Consider the following 19,821-nt stretch of genomic DNA (forward strand, 5'->3'; position numbering starts at 1 on the left):
AACAATGGGCAACACTTTTTATCAGTGCTGCCCATTACATTAATTCTCATGCTCTAATTCAATATTGATAGCCAAGGATCGAATTTCCTTAACAAGTACGTTAAAGGATTCAGGCATACCAGCATCCATTCTATAGTCACCATCGACAATATTTTTGTACATTTTGGTACGACCAGCGACGTCATCCGACTTCACTGTTAGCATTTCTTGTAAGGTGTAAGCTGCACCATATGCTTCTAGTGCCCACACTTCCATTTCCCCGAAACGTTGTCCACCAAACTGCGCCTTACCACCGAGCGGTTGCTGTGTTACCAAGCTATAAGAACCTGTAGAACGTGCATGCATTTTGTCATCTACTAAGTGATTTAACTTAAGCATGTACATGTAGCCTACTGTTACTGGACGATCAAAAGATTGACCAGTACGTCCATCATAGAGCGTTGTTTGGCCGTTATCTGGCAAACCAGAAAACGTCAATAATGATTTAATTTCCATCTCTGTTGCGCCATCGAATACAGGAGATGCGATTGGCACACCTGCTGACAGATTTCTACTCATTTCAAGAATTTCTTCGTCTGACAATTGATTGAAATCAACTCTGTCTTTCTTGCTCATGTTGTAGATCTTGTCTAAATGCTCACGCATTTTCTTCGCAGTTGCTGTTGCACTATCTTTCATCAGCTTGTCAATTTGCTTACCAAGACCTTTAGCAGCCCAGCCCAAATGCGTTTCAAGAATCTGTCCAACGTTCATACGAGAAGGAACACCAAGAGGATTTAAAACGATATCAACCGGCGTACCATCTGCTAAGTACGGCATATCTTCAACAGGTGTAATAGAAGAAATAACACCTTTATTTCCGTGACGACCAGCCATCTTATCACCAGGCTGAATTCTTCTTTTCACTGCTAAATAAACTTTAGCAATCTTCAAAACGCCAGGCGCAAGATCATCACCTTGACTTAATTTCTTACGTTTGGCTTCCAGATTCAGCTCATAATCTTTGCGCAATTCAAGTAAATGTTTTTGATAACCCTCTAGTTGCTCTGTTGCTTTATCGTCACGTAAACGAATTTCAAACCATCTTTCATGACTCAACCCATCTAAATAAGCAGCATCAATGGTAGCGCCAGTTCTGAGCTGATTGGGTCCACCTTCAGCCACTTTATCGATTAAGAGTTTCTTAACACGAATATAGATGTCGCCTTCACGGATTCGCATTTCATCGCCTAAGTCTTTCTTCACGCGATCGAGAGCCATCTTTTCAATTTGTAAGGCTCTGGCATCTTTTTCAACGCCGTCTCTCGTAAATACTTGAACATCGATGACGGTACCATTCATGCCAGTAGGCACACGCAAAGAAGTATCTTTTACATCAGATGCTTTCTCACCGAAAATAGCACGCAATAATTTTTCTTCTGGTGTTAACTGTGTTTCACCTTTTGGCGTTACTTTACCAACCAAAATATCGCCAGATTCAACTTCAGCACCAATATAAACAACACCAGATTCATCGAGCTTGTTGAGCGCACTTTCACCCACATTTGGTATATCTGAGGTAATTTCTTCAGGTCCTAACTTGGTATCACGTGCCACACAAGTAAGCTCTTCAATATGAATACTTGTGAATCTGTCTTCTTCTACAACACGCTCAGAAATCAAAATAGAGTCTTCGAAGTTGTAGCCATTCCAAGGCATGAATGCTACCAACAGGTTTTGCCCCAAGGCTAATTCACCCATGTCTGTAGACGGACCATCTGCAAGTACGTCACCCGCACGAATAACATCGCCCACACTAACTAATGGCTTTTGGTTAATACAGGTATTTTGGTTAGAACGGGTATATTTTGTAAGGTTATAAATGTCTACACCTGCGTCTGCAGCATCTTTGGTTTCATTATCTGCAACGCGCACAACGATACGTGCCGCATCCACAGACTCAACCACACCAGAGTGTTGCGCAACAACCGTTACCCCAGAATCACGCGCTACAATTCGCTCAATACCCGTTCCGACTAAAGGCTTTTCAGCTTTTAAGGTTGGTACAGCTTGGCGTTGCATGTTTGACCCCATGAGCGCACGGTTCGCGTCATCATGCTCTAAGAAAGGAATTAAGGCTGCTGCTACCGATACGATCTGCTTAGGCGACACGTCCATATATTGAACTTTGTCAGGCGTTGTAAAGGTAAACTCATTTTTATGACGGCAAGGCACGAGTTCATCAATTAAATTGAGATCTTTATCTAAAGTAGCATTTGCCTGCGCAATAACGTATCCGCCTTCTTCAATTGCAGATAGATATTCAATATCACCTGTTACTCGTCCATCCACAATCTTACGGCATGGTGTCTCTAAGAAACCGTAGCTGTTTGTTCTTGCATAGACTGACAATGAGTTAATCAAACCAATGTTTGGTCCCTCAGGTGTCTCAATAGGGCATACACGACCATAATGGGTTGGATGTACGTCACGAACTTCAAAGCCTGCGCGTTCACGTGTTAAACCACCAGGCCCTAATGCAGAAACACGACGTTTGTGTGTTACTTCAGATAAAGGATTATTTTGATCCATAAACTGAGAAAGCTGTGAAGAACCGAAAAATTCTTTAATCGCAGCAGAAACGGGTTTAGCATTGATAAGATCTTGTGGCATTAAGTTATCAGATTCAGCCATGCTTAAACGTTCTTTTACAGCACGTTCAACACGCACCAAACCAACACGGAATTGGTTTTCTGCCATCTCACCGACACTTCGCACGCGACGATTTCCTAAATGATCGATATCATCTACTTCACCACGACCATCACGGATATCAATCAGTACTTTTAAGACAGCAATAATATCGTCTTTAGAAAGTACACCAGGTCCAATAATTTCATCTCTGCCCACGCGACGATTGAACTTCATTCGACCAACAGAAGATAAATCGTATCTTTCTTCAGCAAAAAATAGATTATTGAAAAGTGTTTCTGCGGCATCTTTAGTCGGTGGTTCACCAGGACGCATCATTCGATAAATTTCTATGAGTGCTTCCATTTGTGATTTGGTTGGATCAATTTTAATGGTCTCAGATACATAAGGACCATGATCCAAATCATTGGTAAATAAAGTGTCTACTTCAAATACTTTTGCTGATAAGACAGCTTCTAAAACTTCTGGCGTTATTTCTGAGTTAGCAGCAACAACAATTTCACCGGTCTCTGTATCGACGATGTCATTCGCCAAGATTCTGCCATAGATATAATCTCTTGGCACACGTAATCTCGTTAATTTGAGCTTTTCCATTTGACGAACATGTCGAGCCGTAATACGTCGACCTTCTTCAATCAACATATTTCCTTTGCTGTCTTTAATATTGAAGCGAGCTGTTTCGCCTCTCAAACGCTCAGGAATCAAGGTTAAGATCAAGTCGCCATTTTCAAATTTAAAATGATCTTTTTCAAAGAATAGATTTAACATCTGCTCAGTGCTATAACCCAAGGCACGAAGCAAAATAGTTGCTGGAATTTTGCGCCTTCTATCGATACGCGCATAAATTGCGTCTTTAGGATCGAATTCAAAATCTAGCCAAGAGCCACGGTAAGGAATCACGCGAGCAGAATAAAGTAACTTTCCTGATGAATGTGTTTTACCACGATCATGATCAAAAAATACGCCAGGAGAACGGTGCAATTGAGATACAACCACACGCTCTGTACCATTAATAACAAAGGTACCAGAATTTGTCATGAGTGGAACTTCACCCATGTATACTTCTTGTTCACGAATATCTTTTACTTTTTTAGTATCACCTGTTGCCTCTCTATCAAAGATCACCAAGCGAACTAGAACACGTAAAGGCACAGCATAGGTCAAACCACGTTGTTGACATTCTTTGACGTCAAATGCAGGTGCGCCCAAGGTGTATTTGACATACTCCAATTGAGCATTGCCAGAAAAACTAATAATTGGGAATACGGATTTAAAGGCTGCTTCTAAGCCTATATCTATACGCGCATCTTCAGCGCATTCATCTTGTAAAAATTTAGATTTATATGAGGTCAGCTGTATATCCAGCAGGGGCGGAACCTCCAAAGTGTCTAATCGTTTACCAAAGTCTGCACGGGGTCGCTTTTTTTCGGTATAGGATAGTTCCATCGGGAGTCCTCAGTGTAATTTAAAGAATAATATAACTTGCAATGAGCAAAATCGTACATAACAAAACAGGTCTGAGTAAATTGCATGCAATTTAGTCAGACCCATTTTTGTTGCTTACTTGTTTGCTTAAAGCAACAAGCAAGACTTTTTAATCAGTCAATTACTTACTTGACATCAACTTCAGCACCCGCTTCAACGAGTTGCTTCTTGATGCTTTCAGCTTCAGCTTTAGAAACGGCTTCTTTAACAGGAGCTGGCGCGCCTTCAACTAATGCTTTAGCTTCTTTTAAGCCAAGATTTGTAATGGTACGAACAACTTTAATAACATCAACTTTCTTGTCGCCGAAACCTTTTAAGATTACGTCGAATTCAGTTTTTTCTTCAGCAGCAGGCGCAGCAGCACCCGCTACAGCAGCTACAGCCACAGGTGCAGCAGCAGAAACACCGAGTTCGTCTTCCATTTTCTTAACTAATTCAACAACTTCCATGATTGAAAGTTTAACGATGCTGTCATAAATTTTTTGTACAGTAGATTCAGACATTATTTTTCTCCCGAAATATCAACTGGTATTTTAAAAGTTCTGTTAAAACTTATTGTTGTTGTTTTGACAAATCATCCAAAGCTCTAACGAGCATCTGAGTTGGCTCTTTGATGGTACGTGCTAACTGTGTAGCAGGCGCCATTAACATTGCAGCTAATTGGCAGAGTGCTTCGTGTTTGGTTGGCAATGAAGCAACGGCTTCTAAGTGGCTAGGTGCATAATATTCACCCGCAACTGATAAGCCTTGAACTTTAAATGCTTCATTTTCTTTTGCAAAATCACGAAACAGCTTTGCAGCTGCACCTGGCTCATCTTTGGAAAAACCAAAAACAAGAGGTCCTGTTAATTTGTCATCTAAGCACTCAAAACCAGTACCTTTAATTGCTCTACGTGCTAAAGTATTTCTGATTACACGTAAATAAATACCAGACGCTCTTGCTTTTCTTCGCAAGTCCGTCATTTTAGGTACTGCTATGCCACGATAATCTGCCACTACTAACGAAATAGATTCGCTAGCGACAGTAGAGACTTCGGCGACGATTGCTTTTTTATCTTCAAGATTTAACGCCACCTGATTGCTCCTCATCTATCTAAAAGCTAGATTATATTGTGCTATTCATACATATAATTTTTAGACACTTTGGTTATTGATAACTTGCAAAGCACATGTAAAAATCATGGCAGCTCGTCACACAATCCCTATACCAAAAAACTATTTGTACTCATCATGCAGCAACATAATCACTGCGGTTTGCAACTGAATAATCAGTTGCATGCTTTAGCCTACGCAGGTAAACTCAAAACGTTACATTAAGGAAATCGTTTTATACGCTTCACACCTGCGGTCTTTGTACTGTAACCGCTCTTACTCTTAACTGAGGGGCCTCTGTGACCTTTCGGTTTCAAGACCTCAATACCAGCTCGAGAATGCTACAGCAAACCACTTTTCATTGAATCTCTAAATTAGAGATCCAATGAAGATTTATCTACGACGAGACCAGGTCCCATTGTGGTAGATAGAATAACTTTCTTAAAGTAAACACCTTTAGATGTACTGGGTTTTGCTCTGCGCAAATCAGCCATTAATCTATCAAGGTTTTCACGTAATGCTTGCACAGTGAAATTTGCTTTTCCTATTGTGCAATGAATAATACCGCCTTTGTCTGCACGGAAGGTAACCTGACCTGATTTAGCATTATTAACAGCTTTCTCAACGTCTGTTGTTACAGTGCCGACTTTAGGATTTGGCATTAAACCACGTGGGCCTAATACACGACCTAATAAACCAACAATTCTCATCGCATCAGGGGTTGCAATAATAACATCGTAATCAATCTTACCACTGTCTGCTTTTTGCTTAAGTTCTTCAGCCAGATCTTCAAAACCAACAGCATCAGCACCTGCTGCTCTTGCTTTATCAGCATTTGGGCCTTGAGCGAACACAGCAACACGCATTGTTTTACCTGTGCCATTTGGCAGAATACTTGCGCCACGTACCGCTTGATCAGATTTCTTAGGATCAACACCTAATATAATTGCGGCATCAACACTTTCTAAAAATTTTGTATTAGAAAGACTGGTTAATAATTTAAGCGCATCATCAGGAGCATAGATCTTCGCCTTGTCATATTGCTGGCGAACTTGTTTCATTCTTTTTGATATTTTTGCCATGGTTTAACCCTCTACCTCAATACCCATACTACGTGCGCTACCAGCGATTGTTCTTACAGCACTTTCAAGACTACTTGCTGTTAAATCGGGCATCTTGGCATTAGCAATTTCTTCTACTTGCTTGAGGGTTACTTTACCCACTTTTTCAGTATTGGGTCTGCCACTTCCTTTTTGTAGGCCTGCAGCTTTAATTAATAAGAAGGCAGCTGGAGGCGTTTTGATGATAAAGGTAAAACTTTTATCACTATAAACTGTAATAATTACTGGCAAAGGCAAGCCTTTATCATAACTTTGAGTTTGTGCATTAAACGTTTTGCAAAACTCCATGATATTAACACCATGCTGACCTAATGCAGGACCAACAGGTGGACTTGGATTTGCTTCTTGTGCTTTTACTTGTAACTTAATATAGGCCGTTACTTTCTTTGCCATTATTTCACCTCTGCGGGTTCAAACGCTTATTACAATGAATAAGCTCCCCAATTTTTAAGTTTTCTCAACTTGACCAAATTCTAATTCTACAGGTGTAGAACGGCCAAAAATCAAAACAGCCACTCTTAAGCGACTCTTTTCATAATTAACTTCTTCAACAACACCGTTAAAATCAGCAAATGGCCCTTCAATCACTCGAACCACTTCACCGGGTTCAAATATGGTCTTAGGTTTAGGTTTATCAACACCTTCACGCATTCTGTCTAATATTGCTTTGGCTTCTTTATCACTGATAGGTGCAGGTCTATCAGAGGTGCCACCAATAAATCCTAATACCCTAGGTGTACGACGTACTAAGTGCCAAGTGTCTTCATCTAAAGCCATTTGAAGCAGTACGTAACCTGGGAAAAATTTTCTTTCGCTTTTATATTTATGGCCATTGCGAATTTCAATCACCTCTTCAGTTGGGACTAAAATTTCGCCAAATTTATCATCAAGATGATTAACCCGAATACTTTCTTTTAAATTTCTTACAACTTGATTTTCATAACCAACCAAAGCTTGAATAACATACCAACGCAGTTCGGTTACTTCACTTTTTTCAATATCCATCGTTAATGCGCCCCATATCCGGTCAGCAAAGCAATAAGTTTTAGAAGTAGAGCATCAATACCCCACAAAAGGAATCCGACGATAGATACGATTGCTAAAACCATGAGGGTTGTTTGAATAGTTTCTTGGCGATTAGGCCATACGACCTTTCTTAATTCTGCTCTCGCTTCGAGCGCAAATTGCCAGAATTTTTGTCCTTTACTTGTTCGCAGCGCCACAAAACATGTAGCGGCAACAACAAATAACAATACAAGTAAACGAATCAATACCGATTGATCAGAAAAGTGGTGGTTGCCGATTACACCAGATGCAATCAATGCAACGACTACTGCCCATTTAAAGGAATCCATGCTACCACCGTGGGTTTTGGTCTGATGACTCATTTATGGAACTACCACCTATATGTAAGTTGGCAGGCCAGGAGGGGCTTGAACCCCCAACCTGCGGTTTTGGAGACCGCCACTCTACCAATTGAGCTACTGGCCTAATACACAAACAACTGCACCCAAGGAGCACTTGGGGCAGTTGCTTTAAGAGACAATATACTAGTCGATAATCTTAGCAACAACACCCGCACCAACGGTCTTGCCACCTTCACGAATAGCAAATTTCAATCCATCTTCCATTGCGATAGGTGATATCAATGTAACGGTTACAGTAATGTTATCACCAGGCATAACCATTTCGGTACCTTCTGGCAAGTCAATCATGCCTGTTACGTCAGTGGTTCTGAAGTAGAACTGAGGACGATATCCACTTAAGAATGGTGTACGACGTCCGCCTTCTTCTTTAGATAAAACGTAGATTTCAGCTTGGAACTTGGTATGTGGGGTGATGCTCTTTGGAGCAGCAAGAACCTGACCACGTTCAACGTCTTCACGTTTTGTACCACGTAATAATAAACCAACGTTGTCGCCCGCTTGACCTTCTTTAAGCATCTTACGGAACATTTCAACACCTGTTACAGTTGTTTTGACGGTGTCTTTCAAGCCGATGATTTCAATTTCTTCACCAACTTTAACAATACCTCTTTCAATACGACCTGTTACTACAGTACCACGGCCAGAAATAGAGAATACATCTTCTACTGGCAACAAGAATGGCTTGTCAACTTCACGTGTTGGCAATGGGAAGTAAGAATCCATTGCTTCAACTAATTTGTAAATTGCACCTTCGCCGATATCACTTGTATCACCTTCAAGTGCTTTTAAAGCTGAACCGGTAATAATAGGAATATCATCGCCAGGGAAACCATAGCTAGACAATAAATCTCTTACTTCCATTTCAACGAGTTCTAATAATTCAGCATCATCAACCATGTCTGCTTTGTTTAAGAACACAACAATGTGTGGCACACCTACTTGGCGCGCTAACAGAATGTGCTCACGTGTTTGTGGCATTGGGCCATCAGCAGCAGAACATACTAAAATAGCGCCGTCCATTTGAGCAGCACCCGTGATCATGTTTTTAACGTAGTCAGCATGTCCTGGGCAGTCTACATGTGCATAGTGACGATTGTCAGATTCATATTCGACATGCGACGTAGAAATTGTAATACCGCGCTCACGTTCTTCAGGTGCTTTATCGATATTTGCGTAATCAACAAATTGCGCTTGGCCTTTAGACGCCAATACTTTTGTAATTGCCGCAGTTAATGTGGTTTTACCATGGTCCACATGCCCAATTGTACCCACATTGACATGTGGCTTAGTACGTTGAAATTCAGCCATTTTATTAAGCCCCCTGATATTTAACTAAAATTGCATGCCTAAAAAAAAATAAAACTAAACTCCAGAATTCTGGAGCCCACAACCGGGATTGAACCGGTGACCTCTTCCTTACCAAGGAAGTGCTCTACCACTGAGCTATGTGGGCATAGCTGCCACATAATCAGCTTTTGGAGCGGGTGATGGGAATCGAACCCACGCTATCAGCTTGGAAGGCTGAAGTTCTACCATTGAACTACACCCGCAAAAGCAATACGCCCACTGACGATTACGCTTTAAAACTTTGGTGGAGGGGGGAGGATTCGAACCTCCGAAGGCAGAGCCGTCAGATTTACAGTCTGATCCCTTTGGCCGCTCGGGAACCCCTCCCAAAATGAGAAGCACGTATTCTGCTCAACCCATCATGTCTTGTCAACTTTTAACAGGCGAAAAAAGTCAACCGACATCGCTCTCTGGGATTAGCCGAGAATAAACGCCTTCACTATTACTAGATCTTTACCTGCCTAATTTGAAGCTGGCAACAGGATTTGAACCCGCGACCTGCTGATTACAAATCAGCTGCTCTACCAACTGAGCTATGCCAGCAAAATGAGTCAATAAGATAACTTGATAACAGTCACCTAGTCAGGCCATTCTACTGCCATGCTGCGCGCTAAGCAATTACTTAATGAAAGAATTATTCGTATTTTATGCTTACATTTCCGTATGTGAGCGCTTTTAGGGCTCCAGCTACCTCAACAAGCAGCTCTCCACGCTTATTAATGCCTCGATATTGCCCCTGTTCTTTTGAAAACGGGGTGCTAATTTCAATTTGCTTATCCTTTAAAAGATCAAAACGCTCCCACTGTGAATAAAAATGATCAAAGCCAAATTGATCAAATAATACAAAGTCTGTTAAAAGTTTATTAATTAACTTTCCAGCAAATAGGTTACGCCCCAAAACCTGCCCCAGCACAGATTTCAAATCAGTCCATTGTTTATCAGCAGGCTCAAATCCCTCCATATCAAAATTAAGACCTATTCCAATAACCACATGGATGATTCCTTCCGCTTGCTGAGCAGGATTGCTTTGTGTCTCAATTAAAATGCCACCAATTTTTGCAGATCCATACATAAGATCGTTAGGCCACTTAATACCTAAGCCTTCTGGCAATGTGCAAAAGCCTTCAATGGTATTCAGAATGGTCGTTGCAATGCTTAGGCTAAATCCTGATATATTTTGCACAGCATTGAAACAACCATAGACGGACAGGTAAAGATTTCTACCAAAGGGTGATTGCCACACTTTGCCTTGTCGGCCTTTACCTTGGGTCTGAGATTCACTCAAACAAATGCTGAAGGGCTTCTGACCATAAGCAATTTGTGACAATAAATAATCATTAGTAGACGCAACAGCTGGTAAAACATCAAATTGATAAATTTGCTTTTGTACAAGATCGCTTAGCTCAGACAATATCTTATCCTTGTCTAACAACTCCAATGGCTGTGTTAATTTGTAGCCACGAGAACGAACAGCATCAATAGACACGCCCAACGATCGTAAATATCGGATTGCTTTCCACACGGTTGTACGACCAACCCGCAAATCTTTTGCGAGTTCAACCCCCGAATGAAACTTAGCATCTTTTAAACGTTCAATGATCTCAAAAGCCACTTGCATTTTGAAAGCCAAATAAATTATTTAAGACAAAAAGCTATTATAGCGCGATCACCGTGCTATTTTCATGTCGCCATACGCAAAGCTGGATAGCTAAAAGCCAAAAAGTGAATGCTGTTCACGGTGAAATGAACAAAAATACTCGCTTCTATTTTCTTAGTGCGGATATAGGCATATCCAATAAATAAACCAAAGATCCCAGCTAATAATATATGAAGCCAGCCCCCCTGAAAGTGAAACAGCCCAAATAAAGCGGAAGCAAGAATCAACGCCAACCACTTTCCACCTGATACATTTTGAAACTGCAACATCAGAAAATGTTGGATCATGCCGCGAAAAATAGCCTCTTCTGCAAGACAAACAAACAATAAATTATGAAAAGCCCATAGAAAGAAAAAATTAGTCGGCTTAATATCAATACCAACATACTGAAAATAAAGCGCCCCCCCCATAACAACAGGTACGCATAAACAAAGTGGTAGTAAAGATAATTTTAATACTGGCTTCCATGCCCCTTCATTCATGAGAGAGCTTGAACTAAACCATAGAAAGAATAACCCTACTAAAAAGGCTTGTATGCTTAAATTCATACTAAAAGGCGCAGCATTATGGCTAAAGCTAAATGATTTCACAATGTGCCAGTTAGTGATGCCTGGAATAGGATAAAGCAAACAATAAATACCCGCTATAATCCCCAACAAGAAGGCGATGCCGCGAATAGAGCGTGTCACTGCATTTTGACCATAATAGATAAAGGTCGCAAGCAGCATAATACAGGGTAAGCCTATCCAATCAATGCGCCGAATATAAATACCCGTACCTATTACCATGACAAATATACCAATGCGCGCAAACTCATCTTTAATGTAATAAAATGACATAAACATAAGTGCGATCAAACTATAGAAAAAAGTAGAGAGGTGATCTTGCATCAATACAGCATAATTAAAATGGTGCCTGCTAAGGTGATAAGCAATCATTATTCTTCATTCCCTTGTCTTAAAAATTCTTTGATTTCTGTCTTTAGCCTTTAAGGGGTCGTCAAGTGATGTGCACAAATACCACACACCCCAGTGAATGCTCCCACAGTTAATCCCATTAAACCACCCAAACCTGCGCCTGCCGCTATCCAGATTGGAAACAAAAACAGCTGCCAAGGATTAAAGCTTGGAGAATTGAGAGCGATATAACCACCCAGTCCAGCACCTAACAATGTCCCCCCCATGACTGATCCACTAAAGATATCAAAATCACTGATCCCTGCTGCAATGCTGCCTACTTCTGATTTGTTTAACTCTCTCATGATATACTTCCTTGATAAGTTATAGTTTGTTGCTAAGTTATTTCTCAGTTTTGCAACTCAAGTAGGAGTATTCTCACGACCTCTCCTACTTAATTCATTCATTTTTTCTATAATTTTGCCCGCATGCCAAGTAGCATTTTACGCGCATTTTCTTGAGCATTACTCACATGAGGTGTTACAAAGGGTGGTCTTTGCTGCGCTTGATAACGCATCGTGTATTGCGGCGCTCTTTCTCGCATATTCAATTGTAAATCAAACTGCTGTTTTACATCAGAAAAAGTTCTCTTGCTTAAGTCATACTGTTGACGATATGCAAGTAGTGCTTGTAATGAAGCTTTATTTGCATCTAAGTTAGGTGCGCCTTGTATTAGCTGACTTTGATACAAACTTGACGTACAAGAATCAGCGATAATCGCCGTGCCATCCTGTGTTTTTGCAATCATTTGAGAAGCAAAGGGCTGTTGCAGCATCTGTGTGATCGTATTTACTTGAGAACACACGATATTATATTGTCTGCACAGCGCAATCCATTCTTCGGATGTTTTTTCAGCTAAGCGTGCGCACAAGATACTTTCAAACGCAGCAATATTTTCTATACGACTTTGATTGGTCGGGTATTGCTCTGCAAGCTCTTTTTGCTGCAAAACTTTATCACAAAAAATAGCGAATAATGCATCACCAATAATTGCTAATGAAATCATACCATTTTTTGTCTTATAAAAAGAGAAAGGCGCAACCCACAAATCACGATTCCCTTCTCGAAAAGCATCTTTACCCTGTGCATATGCTTGAAGATATTGGCCTGTCATGAGCAAAGCAGATGTTTTTGCCATACTTTGTTCAAGAAAAATAACATTTTTCTGATGTGCATCACATCTCATACCACGTTGCAAGGCTAATAAATGATCTTTGATGCTTGATGCAGCCTGCAAGCCTGTCACCGTATCAACCACGACAAACCCAACTTTTAAAGGTTCATGCGCAGAAGCCGCATTCACCATTGCCATTCCTGTTTCTGCTTGCACAGCAACATCTAGTGCAGGTCTGTCATGGTAATCTGCACTATCGTAACCAACAATAGAACAGAAAATAATGGGATTTAATTTATCATTGTGTAAAAATCTCTGTAATATCTCATCGCGATGCTTCGCATCAGGCGAACGATTATCAATCACCACATCTGCTAAGCTAAGCAATTCTGTATACATCTGATTGTCATGTTCATTATGCTTATCTATCACAATGCTGGCTTTACTCGCATTGCAGGAAGTAAAAATAGAGGGTGATAGGTAAGAACGAGCAGGATCACCAATACCCGGCATTTCTATTTTGACAACAAGTGCACCTCTTCTTGCAAGTTCTTCACCCGCCATTGGGCCAGAGATATTGCCACCAATCTCTAACACTAAATAACCATTTAAAGGCCCTTGAGGCGCTAAAGCAAAAAGTTGCTGTATTTTTTCTAACATTCAATACCCTTATAACAATAATAACAACAGGGCACTCAGAGAAGTGCCTTCCTCTTTGATAAACAGCCGGGAATTTTACTAGACGCTATTGGCGTTTTGCTACCCAGCTCAAAAATATCTGTAACGAAGGATCAACACAAAGGGAAATTTTTGAAAATAATTAACGTAGCTTAACACTACGACTTTTTTCAGGTGTTTCTGGATCTACGGCACGCTCAGTATGTTGTGATTTCTGATAGCTATTGAACATATTTATCATCGACTTAACTTGAGTGCGCTGTGGTATGGTTTCACTGTCTTGAGATTTTTTGCTTTCTACTTTTTTCTCTGTCGTGTGCCCTTCAAGCTGAGCAATCCTTGCTCTTACACTTAACGTACCTGTACTGTCTTCTAAGGCACTCTGCAATTTAGACAACAAGGAATCTGCATGCATAACAGGCATAGACTGTGTATTGAGATCGTCCTTTTGGGCGATCTTTGGGGATTCCTCTCTTGGTGACTTCTGTTCATCAGACTGCGCCAATACTTCTTTCTGCTCTTGTTGTTCCGACTCAAGCTCGGTTGCTAATGCTTCTGGCTCAGCTTCGGGATCATACGTTACCTGTTCTAGTTCTACTTGCTCTTCTTTTTCTTCTTGTTCTTCCTGTTTTTCTGATTCCTCTATTTCTGAAGCGCTATAAAGCGTTGCTTCTTGTGTTTCGCTCACAGCTTCTAATTTTTTAGGCTCTACGCTCTTCGCTTGCTCTAATTCTCTCGCTTTTTTTCTTATTAACTCATCAAATTGAACATTCACAGACTGTTGTTTTGCAAGTTCATCAATGGCAGCATCCATGTTGTTTTGATGAGCGACAAAACTGAGCCCCCCCAATAATTCTACTCTTATCTTTCTATCTAGTTTCTCATCGACTTTTATACCGGCTAACGCCATACAATTTATAACTGTATCGTATGCGCTATCATAGAGCTTCATTTCTTGTTTTGTTTGTTCTTTAATTCTTTCACGAAATTCAGGTGTAGAGAGAAGCTCTTTAATCTTAGCTATAAAAGCTTCTCGAGTCTGCATACTCGCTTGTAACTCCAGTGCAGATTGCGCTATCAATGGATGAATAAGTGCATTCATCTTTTGAACACTTTGATCTGTCACGGCTGCACCATGTCCCAAAAAATATAGCTTATTGTTTATTAAAGAAAATTTTTGCTTTCCAGTCAATTTCTTCCAACCAGCTTTCGGAGATTTCCCTATTTTCTCAAGATTTTTTATAAATTCTTCTTCAATGTTTTGCGTCTGAAGGTATTTTTTAGCTTGTTCTTTGCTAATTTTTAGCGCTTTTGGTGGGGCGGTCTCTGTGTGAGATAGTTTTTGATAATTTTTCTCAATAGAGGATAAAACACTGCCTTTTTTCCCTTCTAAATATGCTTTTGCGCGTTTATAAACAGAACCTATTCTTGCACCTATACTTTTATGTGCTTTTTGAGAATCTATCGGTTCTTGTTTTTCCTGAGAATTTTCTTTCATTATGTTTACCTACAACTTATAAACACTAATAAAAAACAATCTACTTATAAATGTACCTTATATACAAAAAAATAAAAACCATTAAAAAAACAATAGCATTAGCGCCCCTCTTGTGGCGCCTTAATGTTTACAGAAGAAATCTAAACGTTGGGGAAAGTCTCTGTCAAAGGAAAAGTGTAAATACATCTATTCTAGAAAAAAACCTTCTCCACCACTTATTCATAAGGACAATCTATAAGCAGAAAAGGTTCATAAGAATTAAATAAAGGGCTTAAACTTTTAGGTCGCCGATCGCCTGTTCTAGCTGTGGCAGAATCTCAAACAAATCACCCACTAAACCATAATCTGCAATCTGAAAAATCGGTGCTTCAGGATCTTTATTAATGGCAACGATGATTTTGCTATCTTTCATGCCCGCAATATGCTGGATGGCACCAGAAATACCAACCGCAATATATAAATCTGGCGCAACAATTTTACCCGTTTGCCCCACTTGAAAATCATTGGGAACAAAACCAGCGTCCACGGCAGCACGTGAAGCACCAACAGCAGCATGCAATGTATCCGCAATTTTTTCAATCAATTTAAAATTTTCAGCACTGCCTAAACCTCTACCGCCCGAAACAATTCTCTTTGCTGAAGTTAACTCTGGTCTGGTAAGCTCAGGTGCTTCTTCTTTTTCAAAAATGACCTGTTCAGAAGGGGAAAATTGCAGCGCAATGGCCTCGATTTCACAAGCAGTTTCTTTTTGTGTAATAGCAGAAAATGCAGTTGCACGCACAGTTAGCACTTTAATTTCCTCATGCGTGCAAATATTTTCAAAAGCATTTCCCGCATAAATAGGCCTTTGAAAATTATGCGCATCTATGATTTTAACAACATCGGATAGCTGCGAGACATCAAGCGTAGCAGCAACTCTTGGCATAAAATTTTTTCCAAAGGTAGTGCTTGCTGCTAAAATATGTGTATAGTCTTTTGTAATGCTTAAAACAACTTGAGCAATATTTTCTGCTAACATATGTGAAAAACAAGCATGTGAAAAAACTCGCACTTTAGTTACATTTTGTAATTTTGCACATTCAGATGCCAAATGCTCCACTGCATCGGCAATAACTAAAACCTCACATTGCTGCGCAATTTGGCACGCAGCCGTTACCGTTGCTAAGAAGGCGGGTGTTAATTTTCCTTTATGATGTTCGGCAATAACCAATACTTTTTCCATATCAAATCACCTTCTCAATATTATGCAACGCATGCATTAATTCAGACACATCTTTAAGCATTTTCCCCGCTTTACGAGGCGCAGGAGGCTCAACTTTTGTGACTTGTACTTTTGATTCGAGTTCTAAGGCAGTCTCTTCCAAGGCCATCACTTTTAATGGTTTCTTTTTTGCTTTCATAATATTCGGCAAAGCAGGGTAACGGGGTTCATTCAAACGCAAATCCGTGGTAATTACACAAGGAAGTGACACTTTTATTGTTTCTAAACCGCCATCCACTTCACGTACCACACGCACTGTTTCAGCGTCTATGAACTCAATATGGGATGCAAAGGTTGCTTGTGGCCATCCCAATAATGCAGCCAACATTTGGCCTGTTTGATTGCAATCATCATCAATGGCTTGTTTTCCCATGATAATGATATCAGGCTTATGTGTTTGTGCTACCCACTGTAAGATTTTGGCAATCTGCAATGGCTGTAAAGATTTATCTGTCGCAATATGAAGCGCTTCATCTGCGCCTAATGCTAAGGCATGACGTAGTGTTTCTTGTGCTTGCGTTTCACCAATTGAAACAGCAACAATTTCCTGGACAGTATTTTTTTCTTTCCATCGAATTGCTTCTTCCATCGCAATTTCATCAAAAGGATTCATACTCATTTTAACGTTCTGTGTTTCTACGCCACTACCATCTTTTTTAACATGTATTGTGACGTAAGGATCAACAACGCGTTTCATAGGAACCAATACTTTCATCCCAACCTCTTCCATACTGGTGTTAGAATTTTTTGAATTTATCATGATACCATGATTCATTCATATCAGAATTAATTAGATACATTTGAGTATTGCCGTTAAACTTAGATATATAGCTAAGGGGGATTAGTGGAACGAGAATCAATGGAATACGACGTTATCATTGTAGGTGCAGGTCCCTCAGGCTTATCATCGGCTATTCGCCTTGCTCAATTATGTAGGGAACATAACAAAGAGCACAGAATATGCGTACTCGAAAAAGGCGCTGAAGTCGGTGCACACATACTTTCTGGCGCAGTCCTTGAACCTCGCGCCTTAAATGAATTGATACCTAACTGGCAAGCATTGAATGCACCTTTAAAAACAGCGGTAAGCCAAGATAATTTTTACTATTTAACAGCTTCAGGGCACTACACACTCCCCACACCGCCCCCCATGCGCAACCATGGAAATTACATTATTAGTTTGGGACAGCTCTGCCAATGGCTCAGTACACAAGCAGAAGAGCTAGGTATAGAGATATTCGCAGGCTTTAGCGCCAGTCAATGCTTGTATGGCGAAAATAATGAAGTCATCGGCATACAAACAGGCGATATGGGCATAGATAAAAACAACCAACCTAAATCAAGCTTTCAGCCTGGCGTGAATATTTATGCTAAATATACGCTATTTGCAGAAGGCTGCCGTGGTCATCTGAGCCAACAGCTTATTCATAAATATCAATTACAACAACATTCACAACCACAAACTTATGGTATTGGCATCAAAGAACTCTGGGAAATACCTACAAGCCAACACCAGCCAGGTCGTATCATTCATACAGTGGGTTGGCCCTTAGATCCACATACCTATGGTGGCAGCTTTGTCTATCACTTAGCCGATAACCTCGTCAGTATTGGTCTTGTCGTCGGTTTAGATTACAAAAACCCATACTTAAGCCCTTACCAAGAGTTTCAACGCTTTAAGCATCACCCTTTGATTGCAAGCATGCTGCAAGAAGGACGCTGTATAAAATATGGCGCAAGAGCACTCAATGAAGGTGGCTGGCAATCAATACCTACCCTCCATTTTCCGGGTGGTTTACTCATCGGTTGTGCTGCAGGTTTTTTAAATGTCGCTAAAATAAAAGGCTCTCATACTGCGATGAAATCAGGCATGCTTGCTGCCGAGAGCATCTTTGAAGCACTCAATAGCAACGCACCGAAGATCATTACCACCTATCAAGAGAAGATTCATAACAGCTGGATAAAAGAAGATTTATATCCTGTCAGAAATCTTCGTCCTAGCTTTAAATGGGGCCTATGGCCTGGACTCGCCTATAGCGCAATGGATTATTACTTACTAAGAGGGAAAGCGCCTTGGACTTTTGCGCATGGCAAAGATAATAAAGCAACACTATTAGCTTCCCAATCCAAAATAATCGATTATCCCAAACCAGATGGAAAACTGAGCTTTGACAAAATGACCTCTGTTTCTAGAGCCAATGTATACCATGATGAAGATCAACCCTGTCATTTGCACCTGCAAGACAAGACCATTGCGGTCAATGTGAATTATAAACAATATGCAGGCTTAGAAGCCCGTTATTGCCCTGCCGGTGTCTATGAGTTTGTAAAAAGCACGGGAGGCAATGATGTCGCTTTACAAATCAATGCGCAAAACTGCATTCATTGTAAAACCTGTGATATTAAAGATCCTTCTCAAAATATTTGCTGGGTTACACCTGAAGGCGGTGGTGGGCCAAATTATTCAAATATGTAATCTATTGATAAATAAATATTTTTTCACTTAAGTATTCATTTTACCGCAATAATAATTGAAGTTTATTTATCGTTAATGTACAATTTAGTAGTCAAACATAAAAAATATGTTTATATGCAGGTATTAAAAATGGGTATTGCTTTAGCTGAAAATCATTATTTCTTAAATAATTATCAAGATATGCGTGAGATCTTTGCACCTTTTAAAGATAAGCTGCAAATAGCGCACTTTACGCACCGTCGTTATTTTTTTAGTGATCAATCTATACAAATTAGCACCACACATCCATCTCTCGTGCAACACCACTTAAGCAAAGGATACCCAATTCTACCTAATATTTCTCCCAACCTTATACAACAAGCATTCTGTTACCTAGCATTACAAAATAACAACAATGATAGATATAATCAGGCAATACATGACTATATCCATATGTTTGATATACATTTTCCATTTTTCCTCATGGAACAAAAAGAACACTATCTTGATATATTTGCATTTTCTTCTACAGGTGGAGAAACATTCGTTATAAATAATTTATTGAATAAAATCTCTGATTTGCAAAACTTTAAAGACTATTATCTAGATGTTGCAGAAACCTTTGTCCAAAAAGCAAAACAACATAAACTGCCCGTTCCTATTGAAATGCAGCCTAATCTATCTCAGAATTCAGATTTTCTCTCACCCAATAACCTCCCCCACATAGAAGAAGGCGTATCTTTATATTTAGAAGCAAAGAAACAACTTATTAATAAGAAATTTCCAAATGCCTACTTAACAAGCAGAGAAGTAGAATTACTCTATTTTCTCTCTCGAGGATATTGTGCTAAGGAGGTTGCAACATTGATGGGCATTTCACCTCGAACAGTGTCAATCTATTTCAGTCATATCAAAGATAAAATGGCGGGAAAAAAGAAATCTGAACTACTTTCTTTTTTCTATTAGGCGTTGTTGACATGACTGATATGAACACATGATATAAGCCATGTCATTTCTTTGTGAAAAAAAGCAAATCTAC

17 protein-coding genes and 5 tRNA genes are annotated in these 19,821 nt (G+C 40.0%); 2 read left to right on the forward strand and 20 right to left on the reverse strand.

Annotated features, from left to right (window positions below; genetic code table 11):
* Positions 1–39 precede the first annotated feature (39 nt).
* From rpoB to CC99x_RS10915, 20 genes are all read right to left on the reverse strand, one after another.
* Positions 40–4,137 carry a DNA-directed RNA polymerase subunit beta gene (rpoB, locus tag CC99x_RS10820; RefSeq protein ID WP_057624162.1) on the reverse strand — a complete coding sequence of 1,366 codons (4,098 nt, stop codon included), beginning with the start codon at positions 4,135–4,137 and terminating at the stop codon, positions 40–42.
* A gap of 164 nt (positions 4,138–4,301) precedes the next feature.
* The gene (gene rplL, locus CC99x_RS10825; RefSeq protein ID WP_057624163.1) at positions 4,302–4,679 is read right to left on the reverse strand and encodes a 50S ribosomal protein L7/L12; all 378 of its coding nucleotides are present in this window, start codon (positions 4,677–4,679) and stop codon (positions 4,302–4,304) included.
* Between the two features lie 49 nt (positions 4,680–4,728).
* Positions 4,729–5,250 (reverse strand): 50S ribosomal protein L10, encoded by a 522-nt coding sequence (rplJ, locus tag CC99x_RS10830; RefSeq protein WP_057624164.1) that lies wholly within the window; start codon positions 5,248–5,250, stop codon positions 4,729–4,731.
* A 392-nt stretch (positions 5,251–5,642) separates the two neighbouring features.
* Positions 5,643–6,350, reverse strand: coding sequence for a 50S ribosomal protein L1 (rplA, locus tag CC99x_RS10835; protein ID WP_057624165.1), 708 nt, complete (start codon positions 6,348–6,350; stop codon positions 5,643–5,645).
* A gap of 3 nt (positions 6,351–6,353) precedes the next feature.
* On the reverse strand, positions 6,354–6,782 hold the full coding sequence (gene rplK / locus CC99x_RS10840) for a 50S ribosomal protein L11 (protein WP_057624166.1): 429 nt from the start codon (positions 6,780–6,782) through the stop codon (positions 6,354–6,356).
* Positions 6,783–6,836: 54 nt separating this feature from the next.
* Positions 6,837–7,394: a transcription termination/antitermination protein NusG gene (gene nusG / locus CC99x_RS10845; RefSeq protein WP_057624167.1), complete on the reverse strand. Its 558-nt coding sequence runs from the start codon at positions 7,392–7,394 to the stop codon at positions 6,837–6,839.
* A gap of 2 nt (positions 7,395–7,396) precedes the next feature.
* Complete coding sequence (secE, locus tag CC99x_RS10850) at positions 7,397–7,777, reverse strand: preprotein translocase subunit SecE (RefSeq protein ID WP_057624168.1); 381 nt, start codon at positions 7,775–7,777, stop codon at positions 7,397–7,399.
* Positions 7,778–7,804: 27 nt separating this feature from the next.
* Positions 7,805–7,880, reverse strand: a tRNA-Trp gene (locus CC99x_RS10855).
* 59 nt (positions 7,881–7,939) lie between these two features.
* Positions 7,940–9,124 (reverse strand): elongation factor Tu, encoded by a 1,185-nt coding sequence (gene tuf / locus CC99x_RS10860; protein WP_057624169.1) that lies wholly within the window; start codon positions 9,122–9,124, stop codon positions 7,940–7,942.
* Between the two features lie 70 nt (positions 9,125–9,194).
* A tRNA-Thr gene (locus tag CC99x_RS10865) sits at positions 9,195–9,269 on the reverse strand.
* A 23-nt stretch (positions 9,270–9,292) separates the two neighbouring features.
* Positions 9,293–9,366, reverse strand: a tRNA-Gly gene (locus tag CC99x_RS10870).
* Positions 9,367–9,405: 39 nt separating this feature from the next.
* Positions 9,406–9,490 (reverse strand) — tRNA-Tyr (locus CC99x_RS10875).
* A gap of 143 nt (positions 9,491–9,633) precedes the next feature.
* Positions 9,634–9,706, reverse strand: a tRNA-Thr gene (locus tag CC99x_RS10880).
* Positions 9,707–9,797: 91 nt separating this feature from the next.
* On the reverse strand, positions 9,798–10,781 hold the full coding sequence (locus CC99x_RS10885) for a biotin--[acetyl-CoA-carboxylase] ligase (RefSeq protein WP_057624170.1): 984 nt from the start codon (positions 10,779–10,781) through the stop codon (positions 9,798–9,800).
* Between the two features lie 62 nt (positions 10,782–10,843).
* Positions 10,844–11,758, reverse strand: a complete 915-nt coding sequence (locus CC99x_RS10890; protein WP_057624171.1) for a CPBP family intramembrane glutamic endopeptidase — start codon at positions 11,756–11,758, stop codon at positions 10,844–10,846.
* Between the two features lie 50 nt (positions 11,759–11,808).
* Entirely contained in the window at positions 11,809–12,081 is a 273-nt protein-coding gene (locus tag CC99x_RS10895) for a hypothetical protein (protein WP_259596684.1), read from the reverse strand.
* A 107-nt stretch (positions 12,082–12,188) separates the two neighbouring features.
* The gene (locus CC99x_RS10900) at positions 12,189–13,550 is read right to left on the reverse strand and encodes a CoA transferase (protein ID WP_057624173.1); all 1,362 of its coding nucleotides are present in this window, start codon (positions 13,548–13,550) and stop codon (positions 12,189–12,191) included.
* Between the two features lie 160 nt (positions 13,551–13,710).
* Positions 13,711–15,066, reverse strand: a complete 1,356-nt coding sequence (locus CC99x_RS10905) for a hypothetical protein (protein WP_057624174.1) — start codon at positions 15,064–15,066, stop codon at positions 13,711–13,713.
* A 271-nt stretch (positions 15,067–15,337) separates the two neighbouring features.
* Positions 15,338–16,288 carry an electron transfer flavoprotein subunit alpha/FixB family protein gene (locus tag CC99x_RS10910; RefSeq protein ID WP_057624175.1) on the reverse strand — a complete coding sequence of 317 codons (951 nt, stop codon included), beginning with the start codon at positions 16,286–16,288 and terminating at the stop codon, positions 15,338–15,340.
* 1 nt (position 16,289) lies between these two features.
* Entirely contained in the window at positions 16,290–17,042 is a 753-nt protein-coding gene (locus tag CC99x_RS10915) for an electron transfer flavoprotein subunit beta/FixA family protein (RefSeq protein ID WP_057624265.1), read from the reverse strand.
* 129 nt (positions 17,043–17,171) lie between these two features.
* Here CC99x_RS10915 and CC99x_RS10920 point away from each other — a divergent pair, with 129 nt between their 5' ends.
* On the forward strand, positions 17,172–18,803 hold the full coding sequence (locus CC99x_RS10920; protein WP_057624176.1) for an electron transfer flavoprotein-ubiquinone oxidoreductase: 1,632 nt from the start codon (positions 17,172–17,174) through the stop codon (positions 18,801–18,803).
* Between the two features lie 75 nt (positions 18,804–18,878).
* Entirely contained in the window at positions 18,879–19,748 is an 870-nt protein-coding gene (locus tag CC99x_RS10925; protein ID WP_083477316.1) for a helix-turn-helix transcriptional regulator, read from the forward strand.
* Positions 19,749–19,821: the final 73 nt, after the last annotated feature.

It is taken from the genome of Candidatus Berkiella cookevillensis (assembly GCF_001431315.2).
Taxonomy (GTDB): Bacteria; Pseudomonadota; Gammaproteobacteria; order Berkiellales; family Berkiellaceae; genus Berkiella_A; species Berkiella_A cookevillensis.

Excerpts from the sequence above, each read along its gene's own strand:
- rpoB (WP_057624162.1), bottom strand. The coding sequence starts at position 4,137 with ATGGAACTATCCTATACCGAAAAAAAGCGACCCCGTGCAGACTTTGGT.
- rplL (WP_057624163.1), bottom strand. The coding sequence starts at position 4,679 with ATGTCTGAATCTACTGTACAAAAAATTTATGACAGCATCGTTAAACTT.
- rplA (WP_057624165.1), bottom strand. The coding sequence starts at position 6,350 with ATGGCAAAAATATCAAAAAGAATGAAACAAGTTCGCCAGCAATATGAC.
- rplK (WP_057624166.1), bottom strand. The coding sequence starts at position 6,782 with ATGGCAAAGAAAGTAACGGCCTATATTAAGTTACAAGTAAAAGCACAA.
- nusG (WP_057624167.1), bottom strand. The coding sequence starts at position 7,394 with ATGGATATTGAAAAAAGTGAAGTAACCGAACTGCGTTGGTATGTTATT.
- secE (WP_057624168.1), bottom strand. The coding sequence starts at position 7,777 with ATGAGTCATCAGACCAAAACCCACGGTGGTAGCATGGATTCCTTTAAA.
- tuf (WP_057624169.1), bottom strand. The coding sequence starts at position 9,124 with ATGGCTGAATTTCAACGTACTAAGCCACATGTCAATGTGGGTACAATT.
- CC99x_RS10885 (WP_057624170.1), bottom strand. The coding sequence starts at position 10,781 with ATGCAAGTGGCTTTTGAGATCATTGAACGTTTAAAAGATGCTAAGTTT.
- CC99x_RS10890 (WP_057624171.1), bottom strand. The coding sequence starts at position 11,758 with ATGATTGCTTATCACCTTAGCAGGCACCATTTTAATTATGCTGTATTG.
- CC99x_RS10895 (WP_259596684.1), bottom strand. The coding sequence starts at position 12,081 with ATGAGAGAGTTAAACAAATCAGAAGTAGGCAGCATTGCAGCAGGGATC.
- CC99x_RS10900 (WP_057624173.1), bottom strand. The coding sequence starts at position 13,550 with ATGTTAGAAAAAATACAGCAACTTTTTGCTTTAGCGCCTCAAGGGCCT.
- CC99x_RS10905 (WP_057624174.1), bottom strand. The coding sequence starts at position 15,066 with ATGAAAGAAAATTCTCAGGAAAAACAAGAACCGATAGATTCTCAAAAA.
- CC99x_RS10910 (WP_057624175.1), bottom strand. The coding sequence starts at position 16,288 with ATGGAAAAAGTATTGGTTATTGCCGAACATCATAAAGGAAAATTAACA.
- CC99x_RS10915 (WP_057624265.1), bottom strand. The coding sequence starts at position 17,042 with ATGAAAGTATTGGTTCCTATGAAACGCGTTGTTGATCCTTACGTCACA.
- CC99x_RS10925 (WP_083477316.1), top strand. The coding sequence starts at position 18,879 with ATGTACAATTTAGTAGTCAAACATAAAAAATATGTTTATATGCAGGTA.